At 68.8% G+C, this 15,154-nt stretch carries 15 protein-coding genes; 11 read left to right on the top strand and 4 right to left on the bottom strand.

Annotated elements, in window-relative coordinates; genetic code table 11:
* Positions 1–101: 101 nt before the first annotated feature.
* Genes Q0A27_RS12510 through der form a run of 3 tightly spaced genes read left to right on the top strand, consistent with a single transcriptional unit; the run spans position 102 to position 3,408 of the window.
* Positions 102–1,007 carry a pseudouridine synthase gene (locus Q0A27_RS12510; RefSeq protein ID WP_291475966.1) on the top strand — a complete coding sequence of 302 codons (906 nt, stop codon included), beginning with the start codon at positions 102–104 and terminating at the stop codon, positions 1,005–1,007.
* Positions 1,007–1,765 (top strand): (d)CMP kinase, encoded by a 759-nt coding sequence (gene cmk / locus Q0A27_RS12505; RefSeq protein ID WP_291475964.1) that lies wholly within the window; start codon positions 1,007–1,009, stop codon positions 1,763–1,765. The genes Q0A27_RS12510 and cmk overlap by 1 nt, the downstream gene beginning before the upstream one ends.
* On the top strand, positions 1,765–3,408 hold the full coding sequence (gene der / locus Q0A27_RS12500; RefSeq protein WP_291475962.1) for a ribosome biogenesis GTPase Der: 1,644 nt from the start codon (positions 1,765–1,767) through the stop codon (positions 3,406–3,408). Before cmk ends, der begins: the two co-directional genes overlap by 1 nt.
* A 159-nt stretch (positions 3,409–3,567) precedes the next feature.
* On the opposite strand, the gene Q0A27_RS12495 is transcribed toward der, so the two are convergent.
* Together Q0A27_RS12495 and mmuM are read right to left on the bottom strand one after the other, a co-directional pair.
* Positions 3,568–4,353: a hypothetical protein gene (locus Q0A27_RS12495; protein ID WP_291475961.1), complete on the bottom strand. Its 786-nt coding sequence runs from the start codon at positions 4,351–4,353 to the stop codon at positions 3,568–3,570.
* 113 nt (positions 4,354–4,466) lie between these two features.
* Positions 4,467–5,468, bottom strand: a complete 1,002-nt coding sequence (mmuM, locus tag Q0A27_RS12490) for a homocysteine S-methyltransferase (RefSeq protein ID WP_291475959.1) — start codon at positions 5,466–5,468, stop codon at positions 4,467–4,469.
* Between the two features lie 24 nt (positions 5,469–5,492).
* On the opposite strand from mmuM, the gene Q0A27_RS12485 reads away from it, so the two are divergent.
* Genes Q0A27_RS12485 through Q0A27_RS12475 form a run of 3 tightly spaced genes read left to right on the top strand, consistent with a single transcriptional unit; the run spans position 5,493 to position 6,298 of the window.
* Positions 5,493–5,726: a hypothetical protein gene (locus Q0A27_RS12485; RefSeq protein WP_291475957.1), complete on the top strand. Its 234-nt coding sequence runs from the start codon at positions 5,493–5,495 to the stop codon at positions 5,724–5,726.
* A gap of 24 nt (positions 5,727–5,750) precedes the next feature.
* Positions 5,751–6,017 carry an amino acid permease gene (locus Q0A27_RS12480; protein WP_291475955.1) on the top strand — a complete coding sequence of 89 codons (267 nt, stop codon included), beginning with the start codon at positions 5,751–5,753 and terminating at the stop codon, positions 6,015–6,017.
* On the top strand, positions 6,005–6,298 hold the full coding sequence (locus Q0A27_RS12475; protein WP_291475954.1) for a hypothetical protein: 294 nt from the start codon (positions 6,005–6,007) through the stop codon (positions 6,296–6,298). The genes Q0A27_RS12480 and Q0A27_RS12475 overlap by 13 nt, the downstream gene beginning before the upstream one ends.
* Before the next feature lie 109 nt (positions 6,299–6,407).
* Here the strand turns inward: Q0A27_RS12475 and Q0A27_RS12470 are convergent, their stop codons facing one another.
* Entirely contained in the window at positions 6,408–7,895 is a 1,488-nt protein-coding gene (locus tag Q0A27_RS12470) for a peptide MFS transporter (protein WP_291475953.1), read from the bottom strand.
* A 57-nt stretch (positions 7,896–7,952) separates the two neighbouring features.
* Between Q0A27_RS12470 and Q0A27_RS12465 the strand changes: the two genes are divergently transcribed.
* The 5 genes from Q0A27_RS12465 to Q0A27_RS12445 are packed head-to-tail and all read left to right on the top strand — an operon-like array spanning position 7,953 to position 14,266.
* Positions 7,953–9,299 (top strand): adenosylmethionine--8-amino-7-oxononanoate transaminase, encoded by a 1,347-nt coding sequence (locus Q0A27_RS12465; protein WP_291475951.1) that lies wholly within the window; start codon positions 7,953–7,955, stop codon positions 9,297–9,299.
* Positions 9,296–10,000 (top strand): dethiobiotin synthase, encoded by a 705-nt coding sequence (bioD, locus tag Q0A27_RS12460; protein WP_291475949.1) that lies wholly within the window; start codon positions 9,296–9,298, stop codon positions 9,998–10,000. Before Q0A27_RS12465 ends, bioD begins: the two co-directional genes overlap by 4 nt.
* Positions 9,979–11,733, top strand: coding sequence for an ABC transporter ATP-binding protein (locus Q0A27_RS12455; RefSeq protein ID WP_291475947.1), 1,755 nt, complete (start codon positions 9,979–9,981; stop codon positions 11,731–11,733). Before bioD ends, Q0A27_RS12455 begins: the two co-directional genes overlap by 22 nt.
* Positions 11,730–13,508 carry an ABC transporter ATP-binding protein gene (locus Q0A27_RS12450; RefSeq protein WP_291475946.1) on the top strand — a complete coding sequence of 593 codons (1,779 nt, stop codon included), beginning with the start codon at positions 11,730–11,732 and terminating at the stop codon, positions 13,506–13,508. Before Q0A27_RS12455 ends, Q0A27_RS12450 begins: the two co-directional genes overlap by 4 nt.
* Entirely contained in the window at positions 13,508–14,266 is a 759-nt protein-coding gene (locus tag Q0A27_RS12445; protein ID WP_291475944.1) for a helix-turn-helix transcriptional regulator, read from the top strand. The genes Q0A27_RS12450 and Q0A27_RS12445 overlap by 1 nt, the downstream gene beginning before the upstream one ends.
* On the opposite strand, the gene Q0A27_RS12440 is transcribed toward Q0A27_RS12445, so the two are convergent.
* Entirely contained in the window at positions 14,248–15,153 is a 906-nt protein-coding gene (locus Q0A27_RS12440; protein ID WP_291475942.1) for a siderophore-interacting protein, read from the bottom strand. The two genes, Q0A27_RS12445 and Q0A27_RS12440, sit on opposite strands and share 19 nt — an antisense overlap.
* Between the last annotated feature and the right edge of the window lies 1 nt (position 15,154).

Genomic DNA, 15,154 nt, shown 5'->3' with positions numbered 1-15,154 from the left:
GAATGATCATGGTGCGGTGATGGTCTACACTGGTGGGTCAGACAACTGAACATCCCTCGACCATGCCGCCACCGCGGCAACAGAAAGATTCTGAGGACACCGTGAGCAATCCCGCTCGCCGAGACGGCACACCGGAACGCAACGAACACAACAGGGACGTGGAGAGCTACATCTCCAACGCACGTCCCGCCCGCCACCAGCATGTGGCGGACCGCAAGCCCCCGAAGAAGGCCGGGGGCCAGGGGAACCAGAAGAAGAGGACCAAGTCCGATTCCGAGAAGACCCGCCTGCAGAAGGTCCTCGCGGCCGCCGGCGTGGCGTCCCGCCGGATGAGCGAGAAGCTCATCGAGGCCGGGCGGGTCGAGGTCAACGGCACCATCGTCACCGAGCAGGGCATGCGTGTCGACCCGGAGAACGACGTCATCCGCGTCGACGGCGTCCGCGTCATCGCCGACGAGGAGATCGTCACCTTCGCGCTGAACAAGCCGCGCGGCATCCACTCCACCATGCACGACGAGTTCGGTCGGCCGTGCCTCTCCGATCTCGTCGGTGAGCGAGTCGAGGCAGGCCAGCGACTGTTCCACGTCGGACGCCTCGATGCCCAGACCGAGGGGCTGCTGCTGCTCACCAACGACGGTGAGCTCGCCAACCGGCTGATGCACCCGCGCTACGGCATCAAGAAGACCTACCTGGCCACCGTGCTCGGCGAGGCCGACCGCCGGCTGGTGCGACAGCTCCTCGACGGCATCGAGCTCGACGACGGCATCGTCATCGCCGACGAGGTGCAGATCATCGATGCCTGGCAGGGCAAGTCACTGATCAAGGTCGTGATCCACGAGGGCCGCAAGCATGTCGTGCGTCGCATGCTCAAGGAGGCCGGGTTCCCGGTCCAGGCCCTGGTCCGCACCAAGGTCCACACCGTGCAGCTCGGCGAGCAGAAGCCCGGCACGCTGCGCGCCCTGAACCGTTCCGAACTGACGAGCCTCTACAACGCGGTGGGACTGTGATGACCGACCTGAACACCTTCGAAGAACTCAAGACCCTCGACAATGTCGTCGGTGGTGGCCTGATCATCGCCGTCGACGGTCCCTCCGGCACCGGCAAGTCGACCGTCTGCCGTCTGCTGGCCACCGCCGCGGACGCCAAGTACCTCGACACCGGTGCGATGTACCGGGTCGCCACGCTGCACGTGCTGCGCGCGGGTATCGACCCGACCGACGAAGAGGCCGTCGCCGAGGCCACCGCCGATCTGCCGCTGCAGGTCAACGAGGACCCGGCGTCCACGGAGGTGCTGCTCGACGGCGAGGACGTCTCCGCTGAGATCCGTGGCCCCGAGGTCACCGCCCACGTCTCCGCGGTCGCCGCGGTGCCTGCGGTGCGCGCCAACCTCGTCGCCCTGCAGCGCGCACTGGCGCTGCAGACCGGTCGCTGCGTGGTGGAGGGCCGAGACATCGGTACCGCCGTGCTGCCGGACGCCACCTGTAAGGTCTACATGACCGCCAGCGCACAGATCCGGGCGCAGCGCCGCTATGACCAGGACACCGCCGCAGGACGCACCGTCGACTTCGACGCCGTGCTCGCCGACGTGGAGCGCCGTGACGCCGCGGACTCCTCACGGACGGTGTCCCCGCTGCGTCCCGCCGAGGACGCCACCATTCTCGACACCGGGGAACTGGACATCGACGGGGTGCTCGACGCACTCGCCGGTCTGACCGTGGCCTCCGCCGCGAACCCCGCCGATTTCACGACCGCAGGGAGCAACTGATGAACGACGAGAACAACACCCCGGAGACCAACGGGGAAGAGCTGGTCTTCCGCACCACCGACGGCGCGATCGCCGGTGAGCCGGTCGAGGAGCTCGCCGACGAGACCGAGTTCTCCGAGTTCTCCGAGGAATTCGACGAAGACGACTTCTCCGACGAGGACTTCGAGGACTACGACGAGGGAGCCACCGAGTTCATCGTCACCGGTGGCTACGACGACGCCGAGGACTTCGACCTGCTCACCGGTGCCGGCGAGGACACCGACTGGGAGGCCGTCGAGGCGGCCTTCGGCGTCCTCGGTGACGACGAGGCCGAGCGTGAGGCGCTGTGTACCGTCGCCATCGTGGGACGCCCGAATGTCGGCAAGTCCACCCTGGTCAACCGCTTCATCGGCCGTCGCGAGGCCGTCGTCGAGGACTTCCCCGGCGTCACCCGTGACCGCATCTCCTACATCGGCGACTGGGGCGGACGCCGCTTCTGGGTCCAGGACACCGGCGGCTGGGACCCGGATGCCAAGGGCATCCACGGTGCCATCGCCCGACAGGCGGAAACCGCCATGGCCACCGCCGACGTCATCGTCTTCGTGGTGGACACCAAGGTCGGTATCACTGCCACCGACGAGATCATCGCCCGGCGACTGCAGCGCTCCGAGATTCCGGTCGTGCTGGTGGCCAACAAGTTCGACTCGGACTCCCAGTACGGCGACATGGCCGAGTTCTGGTCCCTGGGCCTCGGTGACCCGTACCCGGTCTCCGCGCAGCACGGCCGTGGTGCCGCCGATGTGCTCGACCAGGTGCTGGCGTCCTTCCCGGAGACGCCTCGGGAGACGTCCATCGTCGCAGGTCCGCGCCGCGTGGCGCTGGTCGGACGCCCGAACGTGGGCAAGTCCTCGCTGCTGAACAAGATCACCGGCGAAGACCGGTCCGTGGTCGACAATGTCGCCGGCACGACCGTCGACCCGGTGGACTCGGTGGTGGAGCTCGAGCAGCAGATGTGGCGCTTCGTGGACACCGCCGGTATCCGCAAGAAAACGAAGACCGCCCGCGGCCACGAGTTCTACGCTTCGCTGCGCACCCGTGCCGCGATCGACTCGGCCGAGGTCGTCATCTTCCTGGTGGATGCTTCCGAGCCGATCGCCGAGCAGGACCAGCGCGTCCTGCGGATGATCCTGGACTCGGGTCGTGCCCTGGTCGTCGCCTACAACAAGTGGGACCTTGTCGACGAGGACCGTCGTGAAGACCTGGAGCGCGAGATCGACCAGCAGCTCGCGCACGTGCCGTGGGCTCGTCGGGTGAACATCTCGGCGAAGACCGGGCGCGCACTGCAGCGTCTGGAGCCGGCGATGATCGAGGCCCTGGAGAGCTGGGACCAGCGCATCCCGACCGGCCAGCTGAACACCTGGCTGCGTGCGGTCATCGCCCAGACTCCGCCGCCGATGCGTGGCGGACGCCTGCCGCGTGTCCTCTTCGCCACCCAGGCAGCCTCGAAGCCGCCGGTGATCGTGCTGTTCACCACCGGCTTCCTGGAGCACGGCTACCGCCGGTTCCTGGAGCGGCGGCTGCGTGAGTCCTTCGGCTTCGAGGGCTCGCCGGTGCGTATCGCCGTGCGTGTGCGTGAGAAGCGGGACCGCCGGAAGAAGAAGTAGACGGGGTAGCCCGGGGCTGTCAGGCGCCTTGCCGGTGACTGGTGCCGGTACCCCGTATATCGAAATCTGCGAGCAAGGATCGCGCGAACTGCCGAGCTCGCTCGATCCTTGCTCTGCTGTGGTGGGTGTTGTCGCCCGAGCGACTACAGTGCTTCCGCGTCAGTTGAGGCGGGCGTCGGCCTCCGCGACGTCGAAGTGGGCGGGATCGTCGAGCATCTCGGCCAGCTCCGCCTCGGTCAGCAGACCTCCGCAGTTCTCCGGGGGCGTGGCACGCCGGCCACCGGTGACCGCAGCATCCGGTGCATCGTCGGCGATGGTGTCGAGGATCTTCTCCACCTTGATCTGATGGTTCCAGTTGTCGGTGTCGTCGTAGAGGTACCGCAGGGAGTCCCCGACCCCCTGCAGCGTCTCGTCCAGGCGGACCTGTGCCTCCGGGAGAGCGGCGTCGCCGTCGAGGGTGAACCGGTGGGAGTGGGTGTCTGTCCAGCCGAAGGCGGCCTGGATGACGCGGTGCACCGCATCCAGGGTGAGATCGGACCGGACCTCGACCCGGCGCCAGATCGGCGGCTTCGCACCCTTGAGGTCGATGCGCAGCTGAAGCAGCTGCGGGGTGGGCAACGCGGCGTGAGGAAGCTCCGGGGCATCCACGACGGGGGCTTCGGGCTCTGCAGCCTCTGCGGTCCCTACTGTCCCGGCGACTGCGGTAGGGGCCGGGGTCACAGCGGGTTCTGCGGCGGTCCCGGTGACCGGGGCGGTGTCTCCCTGGAGCTTCCTGTCGAGGTCTTCGACGTTGAAATAGGCCGGGGCGGAGGAACGCCGGACGGGGGCGGACACCTGTCCGGTCGCCGGCCGCGGCGTCATCTTGCGTCCGGACCGCTTCGCGGCCCTGGACTTCTTCGCCTTGCCGGCGACCTTCTTCTTTTTCTTCCAGGACTTGCTGCTCATGACACTCCAGCCTAACGGGTGCCGCGCCGAGCACTGCGGGGCCCCGGCGTGTGGCGCGTACTCACGCCCGTCTCAGATGTGCACAGCGGTCCTGTGGTTACCCGTTCCACCGTTCACCTTCCGCGCACCGCTTCGGGGATCGCGGTGATTTCCCGCGGGGTGACGCGGCAGCACCCGCCGATGAGGCGCACTCCGGCGTCGAGGAAGTCCGGGACGGCGTCGAGCAGGCTGGTGGTCGCCCCGTCCGCGGTTTCCTCCGTGCGCGGCAGCCAGCAACGGTTGACATGGTCCCACAGCTCGCCGCTGTTCGGGTACACGGACAGGGGAAGTGGTCGCCCCGCCTCAGCAAGCCCAGACCCCAGGGCACGGACACCGGCCAGGGCCGCGTCCGCGCTGACGCAGTTCACGCCGACGGTACGGAACGCCGGCGTTTCCGCGACGATGCGGGCGACCTCCGACAGCCCGGTCCCGTCGCTGAGAGTGACGCCGTCGGCCAGCGTCCCCGGGGTGCGGGGGAGCACCGTCACGCTGAGCAGCGCGTCCACGCCTGCGGCAGTGAACCCGTGGGCCAGCGCCTCGATCTCCCGTACCGAGGGCACGGTCTCGGCGATGAGCACGTCGGCGCCGGTGGACGCGAGGATGCGGATCCGGTCGCGGTGCCAGTCCGCCAGCTCGTCGACAGTCAGCCCGTAGGCGCCGTCGTACTCGGTGCCCTCACCAGGGCCCGCGCCGTAGGGGCCGACGGAGGCGGCGACCCACCGCGGTGCACCGGCGACCTCAGCGGCGGAGGACGCTGCCTCCTGCGCCACCGACACTGCCCGGCGCAGCAGGAGTTCGGACTCCGCCACCGCGTCCTCCCGGGACATGCCGGTGGCCACCAGACCGTCGACGGTCACCTCGTAGGAGCAGGCGGTGGCCACCTCCGCACCCGCGGCGAAGAAGTCGGCGTGGGACTCCCGGACCTCGGTCGGGTTGTCCTTGAGGACCTGGGCGGACCACAGCGCACCGGTGATGTCGTTGCCGCGGTCCTCCAGGCGGGTTCCCAGGCCGCCGTCGGGGATCACGGGATGGTGGGACAGTGTGGTGAGTAGATCAGAGTCGTTGTGGGCGGTCATCCCCGCGAGTATAGGCTGACCTCCATGTCAGTCGTCGCGCCGGACGTAGCAGACCCGACTACCGCCACCGGCCTGAAGCGCACCATGGAGCAGCGGCACCTGGTGATGACCGCCCTCTGCGGCGTCGTCGGCTCCGGCCTTTCCGTCTCCTCCGGCTACACCATCGGTGAGGCCGGCCCGCTCGGTGCCGTCCTCGCACCGATCATCGTGGATGCGGCCCCCATCGTCGGTATCGACAACTTCGACACGGACGCCTGACTCTTCCCCGCCGGCTTCGGCGGCATGCTCGTGGTCACCTCCGGTGTGTTCTACGCCTTCTCCGGCACCGAACTCATCGGGGTGGCCGCCGGTGAGTCGAAGAATCCGGAGAAGGTCATCCCGAAGGCCATCCGCACCGCGATGATCCGCCTGACCGTCTTCTTCCTCGGCGCGATCCTCGTCATCGCGGCTCTCGTGCCCTACGAGGACGCAGGCCTCGACGAATCCCCGTTCGTCATGGTCTTCGACATCGCCGGGATCTGCGGGATGGGAGACGTATGGGAGACGTGATGAATGTCGTCATCATCGCCGCACTGCTCTCGGCGGGCAACTCGGGCCTGTTCTCCTGTACCCGCATGCTGCACTCCATGGCGGGCGAGGGGCAGGCACCGAAGGCGTTCATGCGCACCACGAAGCGCGGTATCCCGATGCTTGCGCAGTGTGTCGATGGTCGGTGGTGTGGCCTCACTGCTGTCGAGCGAGATCGCGCCGGGCTGCACTACAAGGCGCCGGCGTCCCGGGTGCTGGCATCGATCTCCATTGTCGCGCTGGTGGCCTTCCGGCGGGGCTGACCAGGGGAAGTCCCTGCGCTTCTGGCATTGTCGCTCCCAGTACCGAGGCACGGAAGTCAGGTACCTGAGTTCCGTCTCTCGGTACTACCGGCTGTACGGGGACCTCGCTTCAGAAACTGACCCGCTTCGTGGCGGACCGCAGCCCCATCGCCGTGACCACCGCTACCGCAGCACATCCGCAGAAGTAGAGCCGCTCGGCAGCCGGATCACCGGGGGAGTAGAACCCGGACAGGACACCGGCCGCCGCCGTGCCTACCGCCATGGACAGGAAGTACAGGGCGGAGAACCGGGTGGCGAAGCGGTCGGGTGCGAGATCCCCGGCCGCCGCCATGCCGACCGGTCCGACGTTGATCTCCCCGAGTGTGATGAGCAGGGTCGCGGTCACCAGCACCGGCAGCGGCGTCGAACCCTCGCCGCCGTCGGCGAAGGGGACGAAGACGAGCATGCCGAGTCCTGCCATCGCCACGCCCAGGGACATCCGACGTGCCGGGGACGTTGCGCGGGCATCCTGACGGGGAGTGTGCCGTGACCAGAACCACCCGGTGACCGGGATAGCCACCAGCAGGAACACCGGGTTGAGCGACTGGGTCCACGCCGCGGGCATCTCCCAGCCGAACAGCGTGCGGTCCAGCCGCAGGTCCGAGTACACCGCGAGGACGCCGAAGTTCTGGTTGAGCATCGCCCAGAACACCGACGAGCCGATGAACAGGGGGATAAAGGCACGGATCTGGCCCCGCTCCGCCCCGGTAACGCCAGGTGCGGTGAGCATGCTGATGAAGGTGACTACGGCAACGAGGATGACGGCCACGAGCATGCCGTTGGTCAGGGCATCCACCCCGATCACACCGGTGGTGGCGAGGACGGCGACGGCGGTGACGGTGGCAGCCACACCAGGGACGACGAGGAGGACGCTGCGTCGGTCGGCGGGCTGGCCGGGGGAGAGGACAGCCCAGCGGGTGTCGTCGGTGAGTGTGGAGAGGTACCTGCGCCGCAGTGCGAGGTACATGGTCAGACCGAGGATCATGAGGACGGCGGCGGCGGAGAATCCGGCGCGGAAACCGTACTGCTCCTGCAGCCAGCCGGTGAGTACGGGGCCGAAGAAGGCGCCGGTATTGATACCGAGGTAGAAGGCGAGGAACCCGGTGTCGGTCCGGTCCAGGCAGCGGCCGAGTACGGCGACGGCGGAGGCCTTCAACGCACCGGAGCCGAGGGCGATGAGGGCGAGTCCGGCCACGGTACCGGGGGCACCACCGACGAGGCCCATGGTGAGGTGGCCGATGACGAGCAGGACCGCTCCGCCGGTGAGGGTGCGTTCGGCGCCGAGAAGTCGGTCGCTGACCCAGCCGCCGGCGATGGTGCAGAGGTAGACCGCGGCTCCGTAGGCGCCGATGACGGCGGTGGCGGTGGTGTGGTCCATGCCGATTCCGCCGAGGCCGGTGGAGTGGTAGAGGAAGTAGACGAGGATGGCCTGCATGCCGTAGAAGCTGAAGCGCTCCCACATCTCGATCCCCGCGACGGCGGCAATGGCGGTGGTGGCGGCGGTGCTGCCGGTGGGTGTTTCCCGCGGCAGACTTGTACGGTGTTCAAGTTGTGTCACCGGACATACTCAACCACCGATTTGAACACTGTTCAAGTCTGGGCGACCATAGTGATCATGCAGTCCGCATCCGACACCACCGCAACCACCGACTCTGCAACCACCGACGTCCGCCACATCTGGCACCCGTACTCCCCGGTTCCCGGACCCCGTGACAACCTCCATGTCTCCGGCGCTGAGGGGGTGAACCTCACTCTCGCCGACGGCCGCGTCCTCATCGACGCCATGAGTTCATGGTGGGCCGCCGCCCACGGTCACCGCCATCCTGACCTCATCGCTGCAGCCCACCGTCAGCTCGACATCCTGCCCCATGTCATGTTCGGTGGTCTGACCCACACCCCGGCTGTCACCCTCACCGACCGCCTGCTCACCGTGACCGGCGAAGCCTACCGGGACTGTCCCGGTGACGATCTGTCCACCGTGTTCTTCGCGGACTCCGGCTCTGTCGCCGTCGAGGTCGCGATCAAGGCCGCGCTGCAGACCCAGCGTGGATGCGGCCACCCGGAGCGCCGCCGCCTGCTGACCTGGCGCTCCGGCTACCACGGCGACACCTTCGGCGCGATGTCCGTCTGTGACCCTGACGGTGGCATGCACTCCCTGTGGTCCGGAACGCTCACCGAGCAGATCTTCGTACCCGCCCCGCCGGTGCGCGGCAGCAGCGACCGCGAGATCGTCGACTACCTGCGGGGCTTCGAGGCGCACATCGACGACACCGTCGCCGCAGTCATCATCGAGCCGGTGGTCCAGGGTGCCGGGGGCATGCGCTTCCACGATCACTCTCTCGTCGCCGGTGTCCGACGGATCTGCGACGCCCACGGCGTCCTGCTCATAGCCGACGAGATCGCCACCGGTTTCGGACGCACCGGTGACCTGTTCACCACCGCCGCGGCCGGAATCATCCCGGACATCCTCTGCGTCGGCAAGGCGCTCACCGGCGGCATGCTCACCCTGGCCGCCGTGCTCACCACCACGGCGGTGTCGGACGCGGTGAGTTCACCTGCCGGTGGCGGTGCCTTGATGCACGGGCCCACGTTCATGGCCAATCCGCTGGCCTGTACCGTCGCCACAGCGGCGATGGACCTGGTCACTGACGGATACTGGCGCAGCGCGGTACCGAGGATCGAGGACGAGCTCCGCCACGGCCTCTGTCACCTCGCGGACCTGGACCATGTCGCCGACGTCCGCGTCCTCGGGGCGGTCGGCGTCGTGGAACTCACCACCGCGCTCGACGATGACGCCATGACCGACGTACAGGACGCCGCGGTGGCCCACGGTGTGTGGCTACGCCCCTTCGGCCGCCTCATCTACTGCATGCCGCCGTTCATCAGCACCACCGGGGAGGTCGCCACCATCTGCCGGGCCGTCGCCGCCGCTGTGGCTGCCGCCGAGGAAGTGGCGGCATGATCATCATCGTCACCGGGACCGGCACCGATATCGGCAAGACCGTCGCCACCGCGGCTCTGGCCCGTTGTCTGGTCGAGCACGGACGCCGCGTCGGTGTCGTCAAACCGGTGCAGACCGGTGAACCCGGCGGACCCGACGAGCACGGGGACCTGGCGACCGTCCACCGGCTGACCGGGATCACCGATCTCCACGAGTTCCACCGCTATCCGGAACCGCTGGCACCGGACCTGTCTGCCCGCCGGGCAGGGCTCCCCACCGCAGAACTCCACGAAACCGCGGACCGACTCCGGACGCTGGACGCCGCCGACCCCGACCGGATCCTGCTCGTCGAAGGCGCCGGCGGCATCCTGGTCCGGCTCGGGGACAACTGGGCCCTCGCCGACCTCGCCGTGGAACTCGGTGCACCGATGGTCGTGGTCACCACGCTCGGCCTCGGATCACTCAATACCGCGGAGCTGACGGTGCAGTGTGCGCTCCACCAGGGGATCCGGGTACTCGGTCTGCTCGGCGGCAGTCTGCCGGAGGATCCTGACCTCGCGACTCGCCTGAACGTGGACGAACTCTCTGCGGTGACCGGGGTAGCTTTCCTGGGGAGTATCCCGGAAGGCGCCGGAGCACTGGGTACGGAAGAGTTCAGGAGGATGGCCCTGGAGAACCTGGACTGGCATACTCTGTCACCGTGGATACAGACCCCCAACTGAAGCGACACCGTCGGACGGTTGCAGCCTCTGACTCAGACCCCGGACGCATCCTCCTGCACGGCATCCTCACCCGTGAACGCCGCGCCGTGTTCGCCTCAGCCGCCCTGCTGACCTGCTGGGCGGTAGGGGAGACCGCCGTGCCCGCCGTCATCGGAGTCACCGTCGACGAGGCGGTCGGCCCCTCCGACGTCGGTCGACTCATCCTCTGGTTGATCATCCTCGGTCTCTGCTTCGTGGTGCTCAGCTACGGTTTCCGCAGCGGGTCCCGGATCGGCTGGTTCGCCCGTACCCGCCAGAAGCACCGGCTGCGTGGCGAGATCGCCACCGCCACCCTCGACCCGACCCGTCGATCCGCCGGACGCCTGCCCGGTGAGATCGCCTCGCTGGCGTCCTCGGACGCGGATGCGGCGACCGGCGTCCTACAGCAGGCGGCGATGGGCGCGGCCAGCATTCTCGGCCTGCTCGTCTGCGCCGGTTACCTGCTCTGGTCCGATGTGTGTGTCGGGGTGGGCGTTCTCGTCGCCACCCCACTGAGCATGGTCGTGTTGCGCCTGCTCACGCCCGTGCTCTCCCGCACCAGTCACCGACAGCAGGAGGGCATCGCCGCCGCGGGCGCTTCGGCCGCTGACGTGATGCAGGGCGTGGAGGTGCTGCGCGGTATCGGTGGGGAGTCCCGCGCCGCGCGCTGGTACCGCCGGCACAGTCAGGACGCAGCGGACGCCGGTGTCGCGTCCGCCGGTGCCTCAGGACGCCTGGATGGAGCCCAGGTACTTCTCAGTGGTCTGGTCCTGCTGATCGCCGCAGGGCTGGGAGCGTGGCGCGCGGTCGAGGGGGAGATGACGGTCGGCACACTCGTCGGCGTCCTCGGTGTGACGACCTTCCTCGCCGGCCCGGTCGGCATGGTCGTCGCCTTCATCGAGGGCTACACCCGGTCGGCGGCCTCGGCACGACGCATCGCCGACTACCTCGGCGAACCTGCAGGGGACACTGCAGGGGACACTGCAGGGGGCATTGCACAGGACGTGCCGGCCCCGTCACCCGGCGCGACGGTGACACTGGTACTGGCCGACGGCATGACCGTCGACTGTGCTGCGGGTCAGTTCACCGCCGTGGTCAGCGGGGACGCCACCGTCCACCGTCGGATCAGCGACGCCCTGGTCCATGCCGAGGGGCCTGGCACTGTCCTGCTCGACGGGGTGGACATCCGCTCGCTGGATCCACGTCTCCTGCCGCAGACCGTGAGGATATCGCCGCACACCGCGCATCTGTTCGCCGGGACGCTGGCCGACAACATCACGGGTCCGGGCACGCCGACGACCACCCTTCCTGCAGAACTGCTGGCTGCCAGTGGCGTCGACGAACTCGTCGACCTCTTCGACGCCGGTGCCGGTCATCAGATCGACGGTGCCGGAGCGAACCTGTCCGGAGGTCAGCAGCAGCGCGTTGTCCTGGCCCGTGCCCTCGCCGAAACCCCCCGTGGCGGGCGGATGACCAGGATTCTCGTCGATCCCACCACCGCGGTGGACTCGGTGACCGAGGCGAGGATCGCCGAGGGCCTGCACCGGCTACGGGGCAACAGCGACCAGGGAACCCTCGTGGTCGTGACCACCTCACCGACCCTGCTGGACATCGCCGATGAGGTGGTGTTCCTCCGTGCCGACGGAACCGGCGAACGAGGGGACCATGCCGAGCTGTCGGCCGGTGACGGCTACCGGGCGGTGGTCGCACGATGACTGACTCCGTGACACTGCCCACCGCGACCGCCGCGCAGGCCCGCGTTTTCCTGTGGGAACGACTGCACCCGCACCGGGGCACGGCGATGGCCGCCGGCGTCGTCGCACTGGCCACCAGTGCCTGTGTGTTGGTCCCGCCACTGGCCACCGGCCGGATCATCGACCGGATCAGTGAACCCGGCGCGACATTCGGTGATGTGCTCACTCCTCTGGCACTGATCATGGCGTCCCTGCTCCTCGGCGCAGTGCTGTCGTGGTGGGGTGCGGTGCTGTTCGCCCGCGTCGCCGAACCGACCGTCGCCACACTGCGCGAAGACGTCGTCAGCCACGCCCTGGCCCTGGAGCCCGGCGTCATCGAGAAGGCCGGCACCGGTGAACTCGTCTCCCGGGTCGGCGATGATTCACGCCTGATCTCCACGGCAGTATCGACCGTGCTGCCGCAGGTCCTCGCGGCCGGCTCGCTGCTGGTTCTCTCCGTCCCCGGACTGTTCAGCCTGCATTGGGCTCTCGGTCTGGCAGGGCTGGTCGGTGTGCCGATGTACATCGCCTCGCTGCGCTGGTACCTGCCGCGCTCCGCGCCGCTCTACCGGGCCGAACGCGAGATCCTCGCCCGGCGCACCACGCGCTTCCTCGACGACGCCACCGGCCGTGATGCGCTGATCTCGCAGGGCTGGGAGGACGCCGAGCTCGCCCGCCTCGACGCCGACTCCGACGAGACCCGGCGCACCGAGGACCGCGTCTACCGGATGGTCACCCGCTACTTCCAGCGCAACAACCGGGCCGAGTACGTCGTGACCGTCGCAATTCTCGTCGTCGGCTTCGTTCTCGTCGATGCCTCGTGGACCACCGTCGGTGCAGTCACCGCGGCAGCTCTGCTCTACCACCGGCTGTTCAACCCGATCGCCGAGGTCATCGGTACCTTCGACCGGATCCAGGAGGCCGGAATCGCACTGCGCCGACTGGCAGGTGTGACACTGTCTCCGGTGAGTCACCCTGCCGGGACCACGCAGCCGCTGCAGGGTGCCGGAGGCGCCGCTCCGGGGCTGGAACTCCGCGGTGTCCACCACAGCTTCGACGCAGAGCACGCGGTCCTCACAGACATCGACCTGTACATCGCGCCGGGGGAGTGCGTCGCCCTGGTCGGTGCGACCGGTGCCGGCAAGACCACCGCCGCCCGGATCCTCGCCGGCATCGTGCCTGTCCGGCAGGGAAGTGCCACCCTCGACGGGATCGACCTGGATGTCCTCGGTACGGCACTGCGTCCGCGCGTCGTTCTCGCCTCCCAGCACACCCACGTCTTCGCCGCGACGCTGCGCCAGAACCTCACCCTCGGTGCCGGGGAGACCGGCGACAGCACCATCGAGGACGCCGTGCGGGCCTGCGGTGCCGACTGGATCCTGGACCTGCCCGAGGGGCTGGACACCCGCGTAGGCGATGACGGCCACCATCTCACCGCCCACCAGGCCCAGCATCTCGCCCTGGTCCGGCTGCTGCTGCTCGACCCCGGCTACGTGGTCCTCGACGAGGCGACCGCTGAGGACGGCTCCATCAACTCCCGTGTCCTCGACCGGGCGTCCGCGCAGGTCATAGCAGGGCGCGGCGCACTGGTCATCGCCCACCGGCTCAGCCAGGCCCGCCTGGCCGACCGTATCCTGGTCATGGACGCCGGGCGCATCGTCGAGAACGGCACCCACGCCGACCTCGTCTCCGCCGGCGGACGCTACGCAACTCTGTGGGCGGCCTGGACAGGAGATGCCGGCAGGGGAGAGAGCTGATGTCCGAGTACGGTCTGCGCGACGACGAGTGCATCTGGGTCGACCGGCTCGACACCTCCGGGCCCCTCACCTTCGACGCCCACAGTCACCTCAAGGCACAGCTGTTGTGGGCCGCGCGTGGACAGATCGCCGCGAGTGTCGGCGACCGGCGCTGGATCCTCGCCCCCACCCAGGCACTGTGGATCCCCGCCGGGGAAGTCCATGACGTCCGCACCGTCAACGGCACGGAGCTCTACTGCGCCTACCTCTGGGAGGAGGAGTGCGACCCCGATCCCTGCGCCGGCGGTGGACTGACGGTCCTGTCGGTCGGCCCCCTGGCCCGTGAACTGCTGCGGCACCTCGCCCGGGAGGATCTTGAGGACGCCGCCGCCCGCCATGCACGGGCCACCCTGCTCAGCGTCCTGGCCCCGGCGGATGCCGCCGACGTGGAACTGCCGATACCGGTCGATCCGCGTGCGCTGTCAGTGGCCACGGCTGTACTGGACCACCCCGGGGCGACACACTCCCTCGACGACTGGGCCGGACGGCTGCACGCCAGTGGCCGCACCATCCAGCGGGCCTTCCTCGCGGAGACCGGCATGACCTTCTCCGCCTGGCGGACCAGGGTGCGGCTCTACCGGTCACTGCCGCTGCTCGCCGAGCAGGTCCCCGTCGCCGCGGTCGCCGCCCGGATGGGTTACTCCTCGACCAACGGATTCACCGGGGCGTTCCGGCACCATTTCGGAACCACCCCGGCGCACTACTTCGCCGAGAGGTGACGGGCGGCCACGTCCGGTCGCGCCGCCCGGGCCTCGAGGTTCCGGGTGCGGTTGCGGGCGTCGGGCCGGGCGTCCTGGGCCTGACCGTGGATCCAGTACGAGGTCACTGTCGCCTCCTGCTTCGTCAGCGTCATCCCCGGTGTGCCGTCGGACGCGGACCGGGGATCGCGCAGGAACATCCGGCGTACCGCGGCCGCAGAGGCGAACTCATGGCCGGCCCACAGGGCGACCGGGCCTGATGTGGTGTCCCTGACTTCGGTGGCCAGAGTCTCGATCGCTGTCACGAACTCCGGGCACACGGTCCCGTCGGGGGATCCACGGTGCACCCAGGTGATCTCCACCTGAGGTGACCGGTCGGCATGGTCGGCAAGATAGACCTCGTCGGTTCCGTCGGCGACTTCGGCGACGACCCTGCCGGTCACTGTCTCCGGAAGTCCGGTCAGGATGGCGTCCATCGCAGGTAGGGCAGTCTCGTCACCGAACAGCAGCAGGGTGGTGGCACCCTCAGGCAGCCGCCAGGACTGCGTCGGTCCCCACCACAGCAGTTCATCGCCGACGTCCAGTGCCGTCAGTCGGCCGGACGCCAGCCCCACCGGCTCGTGGACGACCACATCGAACTCCACCGTGCCCGCCAGCGGATCGACCCGGTGGACGGTGTAGCGGCGGACCTGGGGTGTCGCGAACTCGTGCAGCGCAGTGAGCTCCTCGGCCACGAACCGCTCCGGGACGTGGGCCTCCGGCGGGTAGAAGTAGAGCGCCACATGGGCGTCGGTGCTGTCGGCTGCTGTGGCGGAAAGATCACCGGCACCGTCGACGGTGAGCCGCAGAATGCGCGGGGTGACCCACTCACGACCGACCACCCGGGACCGGTGGTGTCTGCCTGCCACC

This window comes from Corynebacterium sp., assembly GCF_022712275.1.
GTDB lineage: Bacteria > Actinomycetota > Actinomycetes > Mycobacteriales > Mycobacteriaceae > Corynebacterium.
Note: the sequence above shows the minus strand (reverse complement) of the source record. Positions and strands in the feature narration are given on the sequence as shown.

Excerpts from the sequence above, each read along its gene's own strand:
- Q0A27_RS12450 (WP_291475946.1), top strand. The coding sequence starts at position 11,730 with ATGACTGACTCCGTGACACTGCCCACCGCGACCGCCGCGCAGGCCCGC.
- Q0A27_RS12475 (WP_291475954.1), top strand. The coding sequence starts at position 6,005 with ATGGGAGACGTGATGAATGTCGTCATCATCGCCGCACTGCTCTCGGCG.
- mmuM (WP_291475959.1), bottom strand. The coding sequence starts at position 5,468 with ATGACCGCCCACAACGACTCTGATCTACTCACCACACTGTCCCACCAT.
- Q0A27_RS12465 (WP_291475951.1), top strand. The coding sequence starts at position 7,953 with ATGCAGTCCGCATCCGACACCACCGCAACCACCGACTCTGCAACCACC.
- Q0A27_RS12485 (WP_291475957.1), top strand. The coding sequence starts at position 5,493 with ATGTCAGTCGTCGCGCCGGACGTAGCAGACCCGACTACCGCCACCGGC.
- cmk (WP_291475964.1), top strand. The coding sequence starts at position 1,007 with ATGACCGACCTGAACACCTTCGAAGAACTCAAGACCCTCGACAATGTC.
- bioD (WP_291475949.1), top strand. The coding sequence starts at position 9,296 with ATGATCATCATCGTCACCGGGACCGGCACCGATATCGGCAAGACCGTC.
- Q0A27_RS12445 (WP_291475944.1), top strand. The coding sequence starts at position 13,508 with ATGTCCGAGTACGGTCTGCGCGACGACGAGTGCATCTGGGTCGACCGG.
- Q0A27_RS12480 (WP_291475955.1), top strand. The coding sequence starts at position 5,751 with ATGCTCGTGGTCACCTCCGGTGTGTTCTACGCCTTCTCCGGCACCGAA.
- der (WP_291475962.1), top strand. The coding sequence starts at position 1,765 with ATGAACGACGAGAACAACACCCCGGAGACCAACGGGGAAGAGCTGGTC.
- Q0A27_RS12495 (WP_291475961.1), bottom strand. The coding sequence starts at position 4,353 with ATGAGCAGCAAGTCCTGGAAGAAAAAGAAGAAGGTCGCCGGCAAGGCG.